The organism is Phycisphaerae bacterium (genome assembly GCA_017999985.1).
Lineage (GTDB): Bacteria > Planctomycetota > Phycisphaerae > UBA1845 > Fen-1342 > JAGNKU01.
Genome location: JAGNKU010000001.1, coordinates 742,973 through 759,769, shown reverse-complemented (window position 1 = coordinate 759,769; position 16,797 = coordinate 742,973). Strand labels below are relative to the sequence as shown.

At 67.5% G+C, this 16,797-nt stretch carries 11 protein-coding genes; all 11 read right to left on the bottom strand.

Annotated elements, in window-relative coordinates:
- Window positions 1-18: 18 nt before the first annotated feature.
- The 11 genes from KA383_02995 to KA383_02945 all read right to left on the bottom strand — a co-directional run bounded on the left by KA383_02995 (window position 19) and on the right by KA383_02945 (window position 16,773).
- Window positions 19-2,100, bottom strand: coding sequence for a hypothetical protein (locus tag KA383_02995; GenBank protein MBP7745072.1), 2,082 nt, complete (start codon window positions 2,098-2,100; stop codon window positions 19-21).
- A gap of 79 nt (window positions 2,101-2,179) precedes the next feature.
- Window positions 2,180-4,822: a type VI secretion system tip protein VgrG gene (tssI, locus tag KA383_02990; protein MBP7745071.1), complete on the bottom strand. Its 2,643-nt coding sequence runs from the start codon at window positions 4,820-4,822 to the stop codon at window positions 2,180-2,182.
- 23 nt (window positions 4,823-4,845) lie between these two features.
- Window positions 4,846-7,575, bottom strand: coding sequence for a type VI secretion system ATPase TssH (gene tssH / locus KA383_02985; protein ID MBP7745070.1), 2,730 nt, complete (start codon window positions 7,573-7,575; stop codon window positions 4,846-4,848).
- 3 nt (window positions 7,576-7,578) lie between these two features.
- Window positions 7,579-8,781: a type VI secretion system baseplate subunit TssG gene (gene tssG / locus KA383_02980; GenBank protein ID MBP7745069.1), complete on the bottom strand. Its 1,203-nt coding sequence runs from the start codon at window positions 8,779-8,781 to the stop codon at window positions 7,579-7,581.
- Entirely contained in the window at window positions 8,768-10,582 is a 1,815-nt protein-coding gene (tssF, locus tag KA383_02975) for a type VI secretion system baseplate subunit TssF (protein MBP7745068.1), read from the bottom strand. The genes tssG and tssF overlap by 14 nt, the downstream gene beginning before the upstream one ends.
- Before the next feature lie 9 nt (window positions 10,583-10,591).
- Window positions 10,592-11,095, bottom strand: a complete 504-nt coding sequence (gene tssE, locus KA383_02970) for a type VI secretion system baseplate subunit TssE (protein MBP7745067.1) — start codon at window positions 11,093-11,095, stop codon at window positions 10,592-10,594.
- Window positions 11,096-11,193: 98 nt separating this feature from the next.
- Entirely contained in the window at window positions 11,194-11,664 is a 471-nt protein-coding gene (hcp, locus tag KA383_02965; GenBank protein ID MBP7745066.1) for a type VI secretion system tube protein Hcp, read from the bottom strand.
- 175 nt (window positions 11,665-11,839) lie between these two features.
- Entirely contained in the window at window positions 11,840-13,327 is a 1,488-nt protein-coding gene (gene tssC / locus KA383_02960) for a type VI secretion system contractile sheath large subunit (protein MBP7745065.1), read from the bottom strand.
- 75 nt (window positions 13,328-13,402) lie between these two features.
- Window positions 13,403-13,915 (bottom strand): type VI secretion system contractile sheath small subunit, encoded by a 513-nt coding sequence (gene tssB, locus KA383_02955; protein MBP7745064.1) that lies wholly within the window; start codon window positions 13,913-13,915, stop codon window positions 13,403-13,405.
- Between the two features lie 34 nt (window positions 13,916-13,949).
- Window positions 13,950-15,512: a type VI secretion system protein TssA gene (tssA, locus tag KA383_02950; GenBank protein MBP7745063.1), complete on the bottom strand. Its 1,563-nt coding sequence runs from the start codon at window positions 15,510-15,512 to the stop codon at window positions 13,950-13,952.
- Window positions 15,513-15,747: 235 nt separating this feature from the next.
- Complete coding sequence (locus tag KA383_02945) at window positions 15,748-16,773, bottom strand: DUF2094 domain-containing protein (GenBank protein ID MBP7745062.1); 1,026 nt, start codon at window positions 16,771-16,773, stop codon at window positions 15,748-15,750.
- Between the last annotated feature and the right edge of the window lie 24 nt (window positions 16,774-16,797).

The following is a 16,797-nucleotide window of genomic DNA, read 5'->3' as shown; positions in this document are numbered from 1 at the left end:
GTCTCACCTCTTGCGGAGCTAGCGCGGAGTCGGGGCCTCGTGGAGACGTCGCAACGCGACGAACATGGCGCTCGAATGCGTCCGCAGACGCTGCGTACACGTCGGGTTCGCCGCCGCGCCGACCGGCAGGTCAGTGGCCGGCCGCCCGATCTGGCGGCCGCCCATGAGGCGCCACTCGCCCTCGACGCGCGGCACGCCCTGCTTCAGCGTGACGAGCCAGACGTTGAGCGGGCCGTCGGAGATGCGCTTGCGAATCGGACGGTCGCGGGCGAACGCGGACATCCACTCGGAAAAGGCGAGCGCCGCGTTGTTGCAGAAGATATTGCCTTCATGGTCTTCTTCCTGATCGGCGCCGTTGCTGAAGCTGGTGTGGAAGCAGTCGCACAGCGCGTGGCCGCCCTCGTGCGAGAGCGTCACCGGCGAGGTGTAGCCGCCCCGGCTCACGAAGACCACCAGCCGGAATTCCGGCAGGGGCGCGACGGTCCCGGAAATGCCAACGTGCGGCAAGATCGCCTCGCCGTTCAGGCCCGCGGTCTCGAGCCGCCGCGTGACCAATGCGCAGAGATACTGGCCCGGCCGATTGAAGTTCTTGGCGGCGGCGCGGTAGTCCGGCGAACCGACCATGCGGGCCTTCCCGCCGCGCCGCGGTTCCGCGGGCGTGTTGTAGAAGTCCTCGTTGCGGACGCGGGCGTTCGTCCAGCCGGCGGTGCTGCCGATGGTCTGGGCCTCGGCGGGATCGCCCGTCACGCTGTGGACCGGGGCCAAGGTGCCATCGGGGTTGAAGCAGAGGATGTCGCACGAGCCGTAGGGACGCGGCGAACCGATGATGGGCGGGTTGGCGGAGACGCGGCACGTGACGCCCTGGCGGCGCAGTTCCGCCGCGAGCTTGCCGGCCGTAAGTGCCGGCGATGCCCCGCGGTCCGTTGTGATGCTGGCGGTGACGCGCCCGCTGGCGAGATTGACCTCCGCGCGCAGCGTGCCGCCGCCCGTGGCCGGCAGGCCGTCGAAGTCGGAGATCATGATCATGTTGCGCGGCTCGGCCACGTCGTGGATGAAGTTGTCGACGATGGTCACGCCCGGGCCGGGCTCTTGGACGAGATTCACACCGATGTTGGCCTGCGCGTAACGGTTGCGCAGGTTGACGAGCGCCATCTGGCGCATCTGGGCATTGGTGGCGCCGGACCCGGCCTGACCACCGATCCGGACGACCTTGAGCTTCAGTTCGATCTCGTCCTTCCCGACCTGCGCGACGGCGCGGGCCCGGCATTTGCCGTTGGCGTCGCCATGCTCACAGTCCGGCGCCGGGCGAAAGGCCTCGACGCGATAGTCGAGGATCTCGATCTCCAGATCGTCCAGCGCGGGCGTGAGCAGCACTTGGTCGGTGACGGCGGTGCCGGCGTCGTTCGACGTGCCGCCGTTGTCGTTGGCGATGTTGATCCGGCCGTCGGTGCGGCGAAGCTGGCGATCCTCCTCATCGACGACCAGCCGCAGGTACGGCGAGCGGTACCAGGGCGTGTTGTTCCACCGCCGGCAGCGAATCGGGCCCAGCGTGGTCCCCGGCTGCGTCAGGTTCTGCCACGATTGGATCTCGTTGGGGATGTGGCCCAGGACGGGCCGCTGGGTACGGAGCTGCACCTCCACCGTGTCGGTGTTTGTGCGGTGGGCGTGTAGGTCGTGGATGAGCAGGCGGAAGTGATCCGGGTCGGCGGAAGCGCCCGCGCTGAACCCAAAGAACGTCGCGTCGCGCCACGGGTCGGGTGCGAAGCCCCGGCTCTGGCGGCCGGTGACGAAGTTGCTCACCGCCAGCTCACGGACGGCGTCCCCCCTGGCCTCCTGCCCGGTCGCGCGGTGTCGATCCTGGATGATCCACACGCGGTTGGTCTTGCCCTTGCGCACGAACTTGTGGGTCATCTCCGTCTGACCGGCCTCGTCCTTGCGCGTTACCTCGGGAACCTTCACCAGGTCGCCGGGGGCCAGCGGCCGGGTGTTGTAGTCCGGATTGTGCGGGCGCAGCTTGGTGCAGTTCTTGAAGCCGCTATCGACGCCGATACTGCAAAGCGTGTCACCGTCCGCGGCGCGAATTTCGCGTATCACTGCCATTGGCGAACTCCCTTCAACCACCGGTCAGGCGTCACCGGTCGCGGACGGCCGTCCGGCGCTGCGTTGGCGGTCCGCGCACTCATGCCTGCCGCTCCCATGCCTCGGTGTCCAGCCGCGGGAACGAGATCTGACATTCACCGGGCGCGATGTTCTCGATGCGCGCCTTCCCGTTCGCGTCTGTCACGCCGGTCCGCTGCTTGCCGTCGGACGTCTGAATTTCGTAGCGTTCGCCCGTGACCGGCTGGCCGGCCTCGTCGACCAACTGAATCTCGATCCACGACGTCCGCGTCGGCGTCGGCTCTTCTTCCTCGAACTCGTGGCCGGGGACCTCTTCCGGCGGCGTCAGCGGCGCCACCGCGGCGGACGCGCCGCTGTAGCGCGTGTCCTTGCCTGGTTTCGAAGCATCGGCCGCGGACGGATCTTCGGCCGTCTGGGGGGCCGCGGCGGAGCAGCCCGGCGGGGAGACAGATGGGCCGGAGCCGCTGTTGATATACACAATGGACCCGACGATGTAGACGCCGCCGGACGTCAGCACGATCGAGCTCCCGCCGGCCGTCAGTTCGATGGTTCCCGACGCTTCGATCTTCACGTCGGCGGCCTTGCAGGCGTAGGTGGCGGTCACCTCGTGCTTGTGGTTCGCGTCGAACTTCTCGACGACGTCGCCGCCGACGCTGACGGACAAGGTGCCGCCAACGCCCTCCGAGCGATTGCCGTCCACTTTGAGCGAGTCGTCCTTCTCGATCCACGCCCGCCGTTCTTCGCCCACGTGCGTCTGTTTGAGCTTGAAGACCTTCTGGCGGTACTCGCCGAACAGCTCGCCGTCCTTCTCGCCGCCGACCAGCACATGGTAGCTGCCGCCGACGGTGTGAAAGTGGCTGGCCTTGACGCGCGTGTCCATCTGGCGTTGGGCCTGGATGAGGAGCTGTTCCTTGTCCTTGAGGTCTTCGAACCGGATTTCGTTGCAGCCCCCGCCGCCCTTGCTGCTGTGCGTCTTGATGACGCTCTTTGTCTTCTCGTCGGGAAGCTTGTAGGGCGGCATGTGGTCGGCGTTGTAGACGCGGCCGATGATGATCGGCTTGTCCGGGTCGCCCTCCAGGAAATCGACGATCACCTCCTGGCCGACGCGGGGAAGGAACATCATGCCGTAGGCCCCGCCGGCCATGCCCTGGCACACGCGGATCCAGCACGACGAGTCCGCCCCGAACAGCTTCGGCTGCCCGCCTTCGCTGCCCGCGCGGTCCCAGTTGAACTGCACGCGCACGCGGCCGTACTTGTCGGTGTGGATTTCCTCGCCGTCCGGGCCGACCACGCGGGCTGTCTGCGTGCCGCGCATCACCGGCCACGGCGTGACCCGCGCCGGCCGATAGACCACGCTGGCGGGCACGCACTCGAACGTGCACTCGTACACCGGCACGTCGAAGTCGATCAGGTTGGACTGCACGTCCGCCAGCAGATTGGGGATTGACAGCCAGGCCAGCGGATGGGCGCCGGAGGCCACCGCGGTGGCCGGCAGGTCCCGGGTGACCTGGCCCGCGTGATACAGCCACGAGGTCAGCGCGCGGTGGGCGGTCGGGTCGCCGGCCTGCAGCCGCGTCGCGATCTGCAGGAGCGCCTCGGCGAGTTGGGCAATAACTGGGTTCTCGTTGGTCCGCGCCTGCAACAGCGACTGATGCGCGCGGGTGTCCAGAATGTGCGTCCGGCCGTTGCCGCCGGTGGTAGTCCGGGTCGTCGCCTCCTTGCCCTGGTGAACCAGCGTGGTCACGAGGTAGTCGTCGTCGTAGCCGGCCGAGGGGAAGTCTTTCAGCGTGAAGGTCTTGCCGGCGGCCAGGCGCTTGCAGTTGCTGCGCCCGATGCCGACCAGCCGGCCGGCCTGAAACTCCTCCTTGCGGATCTGCGCCAGCGTGGTGCCCTGGCCCTGCTCGAGGAACTCGCCCGGATAATCGGCGAACTCCAGCGCCTGGTCCCGGCCGGCGTCATCGAGGGCTTCGAGCCGCAACTGCGGGTTCTCGAAGTTGAAGTCGTTGAGCACGACGGCCCCCGGGCGCATGGACTGGGCAACGCGGAAGCGGACGATGTGCTCCGTTTCCACGTTCATGCCGGTGGCGCTGCGGTAGGCCAGCGTGGCCTCGCCCTCGATCGCGCTGTATGCCGAACGCGAGTCGGCCATCACCAGCGTGTGCCCCTCCTCGGTCTGCTCGAAGTACCACCAGATGCCCTCTTCCTCCATGAGTCGGGCGATGAAGTTGTAGTCGGTCTCGCGGTACTGGACGCAGTATTCGCGTGGCGTGTAGTCCCGCTCCAGGGCGAAGCTGAAGCGGTCACTGGCGATGCCCCCCTCGGTCAGCACGGCGGTGATGATCTCCTGGGTGGTCTTGCCCTGGAAGATGCGCGAATGGTAACGGTGGGTCAGCAGCCACACGGCGGGGACCAGCTCGACGCGGAAATACGTCTGGCCGACCGTCTCCTGGGTCAGCTCGAGCCGCCCGACGATGCCGTGGAACCAGCGCTCCCCCGTCGCGGTGTTGATGCTCAATACGGCCGGCTTGCCCACGATGGCATCCAGCATGATGCCCTCGGTCTGGGTGGCCACGTCGATCTCGAACTTGTAGAGCTGGCAGAGCCCCTCGGTCCCGCGGTAGCGGACCACCAGGAACTCATCCAGGTCGCGCCCCGCAACCTGAAAGGCCATTTGGGCTTTACTCATGTCTCGCGCCAGGGCCATGATCGCTCACCTCGCTGTTTGCGCTAGGTGTCTGAGAACTCGTACGTGAACTCGCCGGCGTCGTCGACGCCCATCCGGATGACCGGGGCGAGCTTCTCGGCGGCCATCTGCTCGAGCAGGCGACGCGAGAGGATCGGCAGCACGGCCTGATCGATGACATGGTCGATCTGGCGGGCGCCGAGGTCCACCTGCTGGCAACGCGCCGCGACGGCCGCATACACGGCATCATCCACCTTGAATGTGATCTTGTGGGCCGCGGCCAGGCGCTTACCCACCTTGGCGAGCTTCAGCCGCGCGATGTTCCGCAGCACGTCGTCCTTGAGCGTGAAGAACGGAATCACGGTCATGCGGGCGACCAGGGCCGGCTTGAAGTGCTCGCGCAGGTGCGGGTAAATCGCCTCGCGCAGCTCCTTCGGGTCCACCTCCTCGCCGGACTCGCACATCTGCTGGATCACGTCCGTGCCCAGGTTGCTGGTCAGGAACATCACCGTGTTCTTGAAGTCGATGACGCGGCCCTCGCCGTCCGCGAGATTGCCCTTGTCGAAGACCTGGTAAAACAGGTTCATCACGTCGGGGTGGGCCTTTTCGACTTCGTCGAGCAGTACGACCGAGTACGGATTCTGCCGGACGGCCTCGGTCAGCACGCCGCCCTCGCCGTAGCCGACGTACCCGGGCGGCGAGCCCTTGAGTTGCGAGACGGTGTGCTTCTCCATGAACTCCGACATGTTGATCGAGGTCAGGAAGCGGTCGCCGCCGAACAGCAGATCGGCGACCGACAGGGCCAGCTCCGTCTTGCCAGTGCCGCTCGGGCCGACGCAGAGGAACACGCCCATCGGCTGCGTCGGGTTGCCGATGCCTGCCTTCGAGGCCCGCAGCTTCTCGGCCACGATCGCCAGCGCGTGGTCCTGTCCCACGACGCGGCTCTTCAGCCGCTCTTCCATCTGTAACGTCGCAGCGATCTGGTCGCGCACCACGCGCCCGACCGGGATGCCGGTCCAATCTGACAGCACGGCCGCGACGGCGTTCGCGTCCACCTGCGGGAACAGCAGCGGGTTGTCGCCCTGGATCGCCTGCAATTCCGCCATACTCTCGGCGATCTGCCGGCGCAGCTCGGTCTGGTCCATCGCGGGCGCTTCCGGCGCCGGGCCGGCGGCCGCGGCCGGCTGACCATCCCCGGCGGGCTTCTGTGTAGCGGCCTCTTCGCGGCGCGCAATGGCGTCGGGGCTGTCGGCGCCTTGCAGCTTGGCCCGCAGGTCGCGCACGCGGTTCACCGCCGCGAGTTCCTTCTGCCAGCGCTCCTCGGTCTTCACTCGCTCATCCAGTAGCTTGGCGCGCGAAGCCTCCATCTCGGTCAGCATCTTCTCGTCGATGCTCAGCCCGGCGGCCTGGTCGCGATGCAGCGCCGCGACCGCCGTGTCCAGGTTTGTGAGCTGTCGGTCAAGGTCCTCCAGCCCGGCGGGCCGCGTCGTCAGCGCCACGGCCACGCGGGCCGCCGCCGTGTCGAGCAGATCCACCGCCGAGTCGGGCAGGAAGCGTCCGCTGACGTAGCGTTTGGCGAGTTCCGCGGCGGCGACCACCGCCTCGTCGAGCAGCACGACCTTGTGGTGTTTCTCGTACTTCTCCTTCAGCCCGCGCAGCATGACGACCGTGTCCTGGATCGCCGGCTCGTTGCAGCGCACGAGCTGGAAGCGGCGCTCCAGCGCCGCGTCCTTCTCGAAGTATTTCTTGTATTCGGCCCAGGTCGTGGCGGCGATGGTGCGCAGCTCACCGCGCGCCAACGCCGGCTTGAGCAGGTTCGACGCGTCGCCGCCGCCCGCCCCCGCGCCGGCCCCGACCATCATGTGCGCCTCGTCGATGAACGTGATCATCGGCGTCGGGCTTTCCTTGATCTCGCGGATGACGTTCTTCAGGCGGTTCTCGAACTCGCCCTTCACGCCGGCCCCGGCCTGCAGCAAACCCAGGTCCAGGCAGACGAGCTTCACGCCGCGCAGGAACGGCGGCACGTCGCCCTGCGTGATGCGCAGCGCCAGGCCCTCGACGATCGCCGTCTTCCCGGTGCCTGGCTCGCCGACGATGATTGGGTTGTTCTTGCGCCGCCGGCCGAGAATGTCGATCATCTGGCGGATTTCGGGGTCGCGGCCGAAGACCGGGTCGATGTTGCCCGCCTGAGCTTTCGCGGTCAGGTCGATCGTGAATTGTGCCAGCGCCGTTCCAGCGCCGCCGGGCCCCGGTGCCGGACGGCCCTCGGCGGGGCCGGCGACCGCGGGTCCGAGCACGATCTCGTGGAAATGGTCGCGGAGCTGATCGACGTTGATGCGCTCGAGCTCGGAAGCGAACTCGCCGAGGCGCACATGGTCCGGGTTGAGCACCAGGGCCAGCATCAGCAGTCCGGGGCGAATCTGCTCGAAGCCGAACTCGTCGGCCAGCACGCCCGCGGCCTGGAAGAGCTCGATCAACTTGGGCGACAGCGCGGGCTTGGCACGGTGCTGGCCGGGCATTTCGTCCAGGGCGCGCTGCACGCCGCGGCGCAGCCGCGCCCGGTCTGCCTTGAACGTGCTCAGGATTTGCGTCACATCGCCGACGGTTTCGTCGAGCAGCCGCAGCAGCAGGTGTTCGGGCGTGACCTCGTACTGCGCACGGGACACGCAGACGCTGGTTGCGCCCTGGAAGACCTGCATGGCCTGGGCGTCGCAGCGGCGCAGAAGGTTCCGCAGTTGTTCGGCGGTCGCGGGGGCGGACGCAGCTTCGCTCATGTCTTACTTGCTCCTTGTGGCGGCGGCCGCGACCTGCGGCCCCGCGGTTCCTGGCTGGCGGCCGGGTGGCCGGCCACCGAGCGTCACGGCGGTCTCTTCGCTGCCGGCGAAGGTCACGGTGGTCTGGCCCATGTCGGCGGTCCGGACCCAACTGGTCAGGCCGAGCGCGCCGGCGCGGTCGTCGGACGTCAGCCGCAACTCCGGGATCTCCCCCGCCTGCAGCGTCACGCCGATCGTGAACGCCAGCGGGTCGCCGCAGTACAGCTTCGTAAGGGCCCGCGTCTGTTTGTACCGGGACCCGCCGGGCAGGAAGGTCAGGTACGTCGCCCAATCCACGGGCCCGACTTCAATGCCAAAAGTGCCGCTCAGGTCGTAGACCTGCTCCCCAATCGTGAGGTCTTCGCCCAAGCGGCAGTTCATGAGTCCGAAACGGTTCTGGTCAGCCTCCTGCAGCGGCACCCACTGGCCGACGAACTGTTGGATCCGCACGGGGATGTCGCCCCAATAGTCGAACAGCAAGCCCGCCAGCGTCGTCGCCGAGCGCGGGCGCTGCGTCAGCGTCCCCGCATAGCGCAACAGCCGGATCGGCGAGACGCCGAGCGTTTCCTGGTCGTACGTCGGCGGGCAGCCGTTGAGCAGGCAGAGATATTCGGTGAGCACGTCGCGCTGCGGGGCGGCGAACATGCGCTCGTAGCGGTATTTCAGCCAACTGCGGAAGAAGAGCGAGATCACCCGGTGATGGAAGATGTCCAGAAAGTCACGGACGGGGCTGGAGGCTCCGGTCGGTTCGGCGGCGGCCGGCCGATCCCCCGTTCCCGGCGCGCTCGGCTGCGGTCCGGGCTCGACGCCGCGCAGGACGTCGACCGCGTAGTGCAGCGGCAACGGCGTCGCCACGCCGTACAGCCCCAGGAACGCGATTTCCAGCAGGTACTGCGGGGCGCTGCCGTCGGAGGCGCTGCGCGTGAAGATCCGCCGCAGGTCTGTGGCCGGGAACCCGAGGCTCGTGTCCGGGCGAAAGCGCAGGCGCTCCGCCGCCACCGGCCCGCGCTCCCCGGCCAGGACCGCGCCGCCGTGGTAGCGTTCCAGCAGCCAGACGGCCTGGAAGAACTCGAACGCGCAGGGGTTCCGTTGGAGCCGCTCCAGCAGGCTGGGCGCGGCCGATTCCGGCGCGGGCGGACCGCTCGAGTTGGTCTCAACGGCCGTCATCGCGTGCTTCCGCTGGCGTGGACTGCTCTCCCGCGCGTGGCGGGAAGGTGTAGATCTGACCGGTGCGGACGAAGCGGGTGCGCAACTGGCTGAAGGCGTTGATGGTCACGTACGCCGCCAGGAAGCGGTCCACGATCGCCGCAAACAGGTACGCGTCGCCCTCCCCGACAAAGTGATCCTCGTTCAGGTCCAATTCGGCCTGCACGCCGCGCAATGGCGCGCCGCGCAGCATGCGCTCGCGGTACGTGGAGCGGATCGCCACGATGCCATCGAGCAGCCGCTGGTGGGCCAGCGCCCGCTGCGCGTCGTAGGCCGACTGAAAATCGTAAACCCGCAACAGTTCGCGGAAGTGCTCCACGCGCGTCAGCGACACGTAGTTCAGTGACAGGTGCGAGATCAGCCGCCAATGCAGCCCGCCCCCCAGCGGTGGGCTGATCGTCGGCGTCGGCTTGACCAGGTTGCGGAAGCGCACCCCCGCGGGCGAACGGTCGGTCGGATCGCAGATGTCGCCGGCCCGCAGCTCGCGCGGCAGGTCGCGATTCGTGCAGGTCAGCTCGATCGAGATGGTCTCTTCGGCCGGCACGCTCTCGGCCTCCCCGCCGACCACGAACGAGACAAAGGTGTCGGTCCCCCAACGCGCCCCGTCGCCGATCATGCTGGGCGTCAGATGCACCTGGTAGTACGTCGCCGCGCGCGGGTCGTGCGTGCCCAGGTGGGCGAACGAATAAAACGGCTGGAACTCGTGTGCTTCCAGCGACTGCGCCCGCACCAGCCCCAGCACGCGGTCGACCGAGAACACCTCCGCGTGTCGCCGGTCTGCGAGCCCGGCGCGCGCCGGCTGCACCAGGTAGCGCACCCGATCGTGACTCAGGCGGATGGGCTCCGCGTGGTGCGCGAACAGGTTGACGGCCGGCAGGCAATGCAGCCGCACATTCTCCGGCGCGACCAGCGGATACGTCTCCAGCCGCCGGTTGAACGTGAAGGTCACTTCCAGCGTGTCCCCGCCCGGCAGGGCGCGCACCGCGCGGTCCAGGCCGCGCACATCGACGAACAGGAAGCGCTCCTTGAAGGCGAAGTAGTCCTGGATCAGCCCATAGCCGGGGAAGATGTACGTCGGATACGGGATGACGGCTTCGGCGCGGTCGAGCCCTGCTGCGTGGACGTGGCCCGGCGGCAGCGTGAACTCGCGCCGCGCGCCGCCGCGCGCGCCGTTGCTGACGGTGACGCCGGCGACATGCGCCGCCAGCAGCAGGTACAACGTGAACGCGGTGCGCGGGTCGCCGGCCAGGTGCAGCCGCACGGAGTCGAGCTCGAGGTCTTCGAGCTTGGCCTTGGCGGCGACCTGCAGCGTGAGCACGAGCCGTGCCGGCTGGCCGGGCTGGGCCTCCAGGCGCGCGTCGCGCATGACCCACGGGCGCAACGTGACCGGCCACGTCGACCGGTAGCGGCAGCGCGTGCCGTCGATGGGCCGGCTGGCGAACTCGGCGCCGGGCTCCACCCGCACGGGTGCCTGCATGCCCTCGACCTCGGGCAGCAGCTCCATGATCGTCAGCGACGGAATCGGTCGCAGATAGTGCGGCCAGAGCAGCGACATGAGGCTGGCGGTCAGCTCCGGCAGCTCATCGTCGAGCTTCTGACGAATGCGGCCGCACAAGAACGCGACGCCTTCGAGCAGGCGCTCGACGTCCGGATCCGAGCCGGGATCAGCCAGGTAGCGCGCCAGCTCGGGGTTGGCGCGGGCAAACTCCGGCCCGACCTCGCGCAGGTAGCGCAGCTCGTCCTGGTAATACGTGTTGCTCACGGTGACACACTAGCCCGAAACGCGCAGCTCGCCCGACGGAGCCAGCGCTGTCTCATACCAGACGCGGTGCTCGCCGCTGCGCCCGACCATCACGGCGTCGATGCGGAAGACCAGCGTGTGCCTCGGCGCCTCGTCTGTCTGCTGGGAGACGCGCACACGCCGCAGCCGCGGCTCGTATTTCTCGATCGTAGCGCGGATGGCGTCCTGCACCAGCCGCACATACTGGTCGCTGCCGGCCATCAGGTCCGCGAGGGCCGGCAGGCCGTAATCCGGCGCGGCCTCGCTCATGCCGTGCCGCGAGTTCAGCAGGCGCGTGATGTGGCGCCGCACGGACTCCATGCGCCCTTCGAGGTCTTCGGCGGTCGTCGCGTCATAACGGCCCGCAACGCGCTCGGCGCCGGATGCCGCCACGCGGTCCAGCAGGGTCTTCTCGCGCCCCATCTCCACCACCTTGGCCGGCGTCCCGATGCGCAGCGGCGCATGCCGCCCGCCCGGTCGCGCCGCGGCGGGCACCTCACCGGGCGCCCGCGGCTCTCAGTCGGCCGGGCGCCGAGCACTACCGCTCCCGGCCGACTGAGGGCTGCCGGTCCGCCGGACGCTGGGTCGCGCCGTTACGGCTTGCGCCACTCGTCCATCTCGACCACGCTGTCGGGCAGCCAGTTCCACTCGATCGTCTCGTACACGAAGCTGACCTGCTCCATGTGCCGGTACGATTCGTTGGCGGGCACGAAGCTCATCGGCATGTACGGCCGCATGTCCACGATGCGGGCGTTCTTGAGCGTGATCTTGTAGTACTCTTTCTCCTGGCGCGTCTTCGGGTCGATTCGGTAGAACGACAGAACGGCCTCCTGCAGGTTCTGACCGGTGCACAGGGCCTTGTGGAACCCGGGCGTCGCCTTGTCGATCACCTTCACGACCCGCAACGGGCTGTGCACGCGCACGCCGGTGGCCATCCCGGTCGTCGGATCGACCGGCTGATGGATGTGGTGCTCGATCTCAAACACGTCGGAAGTATCCGCGCGGTTTTCCTTCTCCGACGAGCCGGGATACTCACTCACCTTCAGATTGCACGGGGTTGGCATGACGAACTCTCCTTGGCCTGAACGTTAAACCGACCTATCCCTACGGCATCACACGATGCGAGTTCTAACGAATAGTCCGCCGGGCGGACGGGTCTGACAGCAATCCCGGCCCGGCCCGACGTTTCCACGGTCTGGCACTCCGCAGTGGCCCGTGGCTGCGCTCCCGATCCTGCGACTACTGCGGCGGCGGGTCGAACTGGCCCACCATCGACAACTGCACCTCGACGCCCTTCAGGCGGAAGTGCGGGATCATCTGGATCTCGCTCTTGAACATGCCCGGCTTGCCCGGCACGGGCGTCGCCGAGACTTGGATTTCCTTCAGCGGGTACTTGGACGCCAGCTCTTCGTCGAGCGTGCCCTGGCGGCAGTACTGCTTCAGCCAGTTGTTGATTTCGTTCACCATCTTTTCGGCGTCCATCACCCGGCCCATGTTCTCGCGCCAGATGACCTTCATGTAGTGCGCGATACGGCACTGGATCATCAGGTAGGGGAGCGACATGCCCAGCCGGGCGCGGGTCTCGTCCTCCTTGCCTTCCGCGGTGTCGGGGAACTTGCCGACACGCTTCGCGGACGGGGCGTCGAAGAACGCCGCGTTGTCGCTGCCCTTGCGCATGACGAGCGGGATGAAGCCGAAGTTGCACAGGTCGACGTCCATGTCCTCGGATATCAGCGTCTCGGTCGGAATCTTCGTGTGATACTGACCGGTGGCCTCGTACTGGTGCAGCGGGAGGTTGGGGACGGTCCCGCCGCTCGTCGGTCCGACGATCGCGTTGTACCAGCCGAACTTGGCGAAGCTCTCGGTCATGCGCCCGGCCAGCGCGAAGGCGGCGTTGCCCCACAGGTAGCGGTCGTGGTTCTCGGTCCGCACGTCCTCTTCAAACACGAAGTCCTTCACATCCTGGTTTGCGACCGTGTACGGCGCGCGCAGCAGGAAGCGCGGCATCGCCAGCCCCACGTAGCGGGCGTCGTCCGAGTCGCGGAACGAGTTCCACTTCGTGTACATGGGCTGTTCGAAAATCTCGTACATCTCGGCCAGCTTCGGCAGGTGGCCGAAATCGTCCATCTTCTTGTCGAACATCTTCGGGCTGGCACCGGCGATGAACGGGCACTTCGCGACCGCGGAGACGCGCGCGATCTCGCTCATCAGCTCGACGTCCGGGTTGCGGTAGTCCAGCTCGTAGTTCGCGACCATCAACCCGTACGGATTGCCGCCGAACGTGTTGTACTGGTCACGGTAGACCGTCTTGAACAGGCCCGATTTCTGCCAGTCCTTGCAGTCCTGGAAGTCCTCGAGCAGGTCCTCCTTCTTCGCGTTGAGGACCTCGATCCGGATGTTCTGGCGGAACTCGGTGTTGCTGATCAGGTACCAGAGGCTGCGCCAGGCGGACTCGAGCTTCTGGAATTGGTCGTTGTGCAGAACCTCATTTACCTGCGCGCTGATTTGCTGGTCGATCTCGCTGATGAAGTCGTCGACCACCTGCTTGTTCAGCGTGACCTTGTTCAGGTCCAGGCCGGCGGCCTTCTGCACGAGGCCCGCGATCCCCTTGCGGTACAGATCTATGTAGGCGTGATCGAGGTCCAACTGATCGATGAGTGCGTCCACCGTCGAGGTGTCCGCCGGTGCCGCGCCGGCGGCCCCTGCTGCTTGCGGTTGCTCTGCCATGTCGTTGTTCTCCCTTCATCGTCGGGAACCACGCCGGCTGGCGTGGGATCGTTTCTCGTCGTCCGCTCGCCGGGCCTACGAGCCCTGCGGGCCGCCTTCCGCCGCGCCCGCCTGGCCTTCCGGGGTCGCGATCATCGCCAGGATCTTGGCCCGCACTTCCGGGTCCTTGATGGCGTCCAGCAGTTTCTTCTGCGCGGCCTTGTCGCCCATCGCCGGCCGCAGGGCCTTGAGCGCCTCGCGCAGCTCGAGCAGGTTCTTAAGCTGCGGGACCTGCCGGGCAATCGCCTCCGGCCGGAAATCCTTCAACGTGCCGAACTTCAGCGAGACCGGCATCTCCCCCGTGCCGCTGATCCGGTCCGCGACGCTCGTGTCCAGCGAGAGATTGAAGCTCTGCATCACCGAGTCGAAGTTCGACTTGTTGATGTCGATCGGCTGCCGGTCTTCAATCGCCCGCTTGTCGTCCTTGAGCGTGTAGTCGCCCATCACCAGCATGCGGAAAGGCAGCTCCGGCTCGGCGCCGCCCTTCAGCTTATCCGAGATCACAATGTTGACTCGCGACTCCCGCGCCTTCGACGGTCCTTTGGCCATGACTTGCCTCCACTTGCTTGGACTTCGCCGCCACCTACTTGCCAGCGGGCTCGGCGGCGAGCGCCGCCAGGGGATCCAACTGACATAGCCATGCGAACGATTCGCGTACCCGCTCGTGCGCCGCCGCGGTCGGCTCCTTCTCCGCCGCCGTCAGCGCCTTGCGACACCGATACAATGCGCGGGCCACCTCCACCGCCAGCGACGACTCCCACTCGTCGATGTGATAGCGCCGCACTTCCTCAGAACACTCCTCCAGCAGCGGTGCCGCCAGCTGCAGCCGCTGCATGTCCACGCACAACTCGGCCATCCGCAACCGCCAGAGCAGCCGGTCGCGCCGCTGCGCGCAGCTCAACAAACCATCCTGGAAGGCCTTGACCGCCTCGGCAAATTTACCGCTGCCCGCCAGCTTCCGGGCCGCACCGGCCGCCTCGGTCAACCTGCCGTCGCTGGCCCCGGCCCCCCCGCCGCCCATGCCGCTTCCCGCCGGAGGCACCACCTCACTCTCGATCCACACGCGCGTCTCGCCGCTGCACAGCGGCAAGCCGCCCCGAAAGGTCAAGTCGTACAGCCCGCCGCCCAGCCGACGCACCAGCCCGCCCGTCGCCTGCACCACCGCCGCCCGGGCCGGGTCATACTTCGCCCCCAGACCGTGCATCGCGGCACACACGTAGCGCTGCAGATCCAGCCAGAGCGGGTCGTTGGAGCGAAACGCCGCCTCGGCGTTGACGTGCAGGTGCTCCCAGACCTTGTTGTCGAACTGGAACTTCAGCGTCTCGACCAATTCCTTGTCGGGCGGCTCCAGATCGTGCCGGCCCGCGTCCGTCGGCGGCAACTCGATTCCCGCCCACTTGACGCAGCGCACCAGCGCGTACGGGAGCGGGTCGGCGGCGTCGGCCTTCCGCAGAAACGTCGCGGCATTCAGCACGGCATTCACCGCGCCCGAGACGTCGCGCACCTCGCCCCCCACGAACCCTCCGCCCGCCGGCACGCCACCTTCCGGCGCCGCCGGCGCGGCCGCACTCGCAGGCGCCCCGGCCTTGGGCCGTCCGCCCGCCAGTTCCTTCATCTTGCGCACGAACTTACCGAAGTCCGGCGGATCGTCCGGCATCTTCTCGGTGAGGGCGGCCTGCAACTCGCCGATGCGCGTGGCACAGAGGTCGACGGCGTCGAAATCATCCGGCTTGGGCGGCGCGTCGCGGAACCAACCACCCTCGACCAGCCGCTCGGTCAGCGCCTCCATCTGCGCCTTACGGCGGCGGGGGCGCTGCGGGAAGAGCCCGTCCCAAGACCCCCGGGTCAGCTCGGTCAGCGTGGCGAGGATCGCCGCGAGGCCCGCGTAGCGCTGTTTCTTGAAGAGCGCGTGTCCCAGCGCACACGCGACGGACACGTCCTTGGACTTCTCGCGAAGGATGCGCAGGGCGGCGTCCTCGAGGCGATACCAGTCCGGGTCGCCGAGGTCGATGCGATCGAGCTTGGCCATCTCCGCTTCGATGAGCAGATAGTCTTCGTCGTCGGCGACATCGATCCCGCACGGCGCGTCCGGCGCGATCGGCGTCTTGCCGAGGTCGATTAACGGTGCTTCATCAAACGCGGCCATGGTGTTCTCAGCCGGCGAGCCGGAATTGGCGCTGGGCGCCGATACCGCTCACGGTTAGATCGCACCGAAGAACGGCCGCGCGCACGATTGCCCATGCGCGTACACCACGACCCGGTCCGTTCCCGGAGCGACTGACTAGCCTTCGCAGCCCAAGCACGAGCCGCATGGCAGGATCTTCGTGGTTCAAACTCAAGCCCGACTCCATATGCTATTCGTCGAGGTACTATTTGACAAGTCATTTAGAAACGGCTGATTCGACGAAATCCGCCCATTGCGCGGGAGCGCGCACGAAACCGCCGTCCGACGGTTCCGCCGGCGCGCTTGGCGCCTCCGCGGTTGCGGAGAGCGTACTGCCGCCGAGCACGCAGAGATCATCGATGTAGGGCAGTGTGCAGGCGTGGGCGGAGATCAGCAGGAAATCGTCGGTCATCAGCTCGCGCGCCACGATGGTCAGCCGGCCCGTGTCGCCGGCTTCGTCCTTGCACACAAACAGTGAGACGAACCGCTCCTCCAGATTCATGCGGCGCTCGAGCCAGCGCAACCAGCCGGTGACCTGCACATCGAACGGGATGGCCATGACGAGGGGAAAACGCAGCGTCGGCTCAAACTCGTCTGATTCGAGCCGGGCGATGTTGTCGCCCCACGCGGTAGCCAGGCGCAGCCAGGCCTGCACGTCGTCGACCTTCAGGCAGGCCTTCGCGCTGTCGAACCACTGCGCCAGGCTCAGGGCCCGCGCCGCCGGTTCCCACGACGTGTCGCTGGTCTGCTCGTCCACCCCGCTGAGATCAATCTCGCGCCCGCTGAACACCGCCTCGAAGCGCCCCGGCGCGTTGAAAAAGTGAAAGACCGCCTCGCGCAGGTCGGTCAGGTCACGCAGCACGCGCAGCCCGGCCGGGACGCGGGCGCTCGTCGGCCCCGGCCATTGCACGCTGGGCACACCCGTATAGAAACACAGCGGAAACGGTCGCCCGCGCATGTCCCCGCCGTAGTCCTGGATTGAGGCGAACACGGTCATGCCCGACTTGGGCAGCCGCAGGATGGCGGCGGCCGAGGGCAGGCGGCTCTCACGCGGCTGCTCGCGCTGTCGCATGAGGTAGGTCTCGTAGCCCTTGAGGACCCACTCATGGAATTCCACGGCCCAGTCCTGATCGGTCGCCGAACTGTAATAGTCCGCGTAGGTCGGCAACTTGCCGAACCAGCGCAGACGCGGGTCCGGCTCCGCCTTCGGCGCCTTGGATTTGAACAGGTCCTTCCAGCCCATGCCTCAGCCCTCACACCCGCTCCG

Excerpts from the sequence above, each read along its gene's own strand:
- tssA (MBP7745063.1), bottom strand. The coding sequence starts at position 15,512 with ATGGCCGCGTTTGATGAAGCACCGTTAATCGACCTCGGCAAGACGCCG.
- tssG (MBP7745069.1), bottom strand. The coding sequence starts at position 8,781 with ATGACGGCCGTTGAGACCAACTCGAGCGGTCCGCCCGCGCCGGAATCG.
- hcp (MBP7745066.1), bottom strand. The coding sequence starts at position 11,664 with ATGCCAACCCCGTGCAATCTGAAGGTGAGTGAGTATCCCGGCTCGTCG.
- tssH (MBP7745070.1), bottom strand. The coding sequence starts at position 7,575 with ATGAGCGAAGCTGCGTCCGCCCCCGCGACCGCCGAACAACTGCGGAAC.
- tssC (MBP7745065.1), bottom strand. The coding sequence starts at position 13,327 with ATGGCAGAGCAACCGCAAGCAGCAGGGGCCGCCGGCGCGGCACCGGCG.
- KA383_02995 (MBP7745072.1), bottom strand. The coding sequence starts at position 2,100 with ATGGCAGTGATACGCGAAATTCGCGCCGCGGACGGTGACACGCTTTGC.
- tssI (MBP7745071.1), bottom strand. The coding sequence starts at position 4,822 with ATGGCCCTGGCGCGAGACATGAGTAAAGCCCAAATGGCCTTTCAGGTT.
- KA383_02945 (MBP7745062.1), bottom strand. The coding sequence starts at position 16,773 with ATGGGCTGGAAGGACCTGTTCAAATCCAAGGCGCCGAAGGCGGAGCCG.
- tssB (MBP7745064.1), bottom strand. The coding sequence starts at position 13,915 with ATGGCCAAAGGACCGTCGAAGGCGCGGGAGTCGCGAGTCAACATTGTG.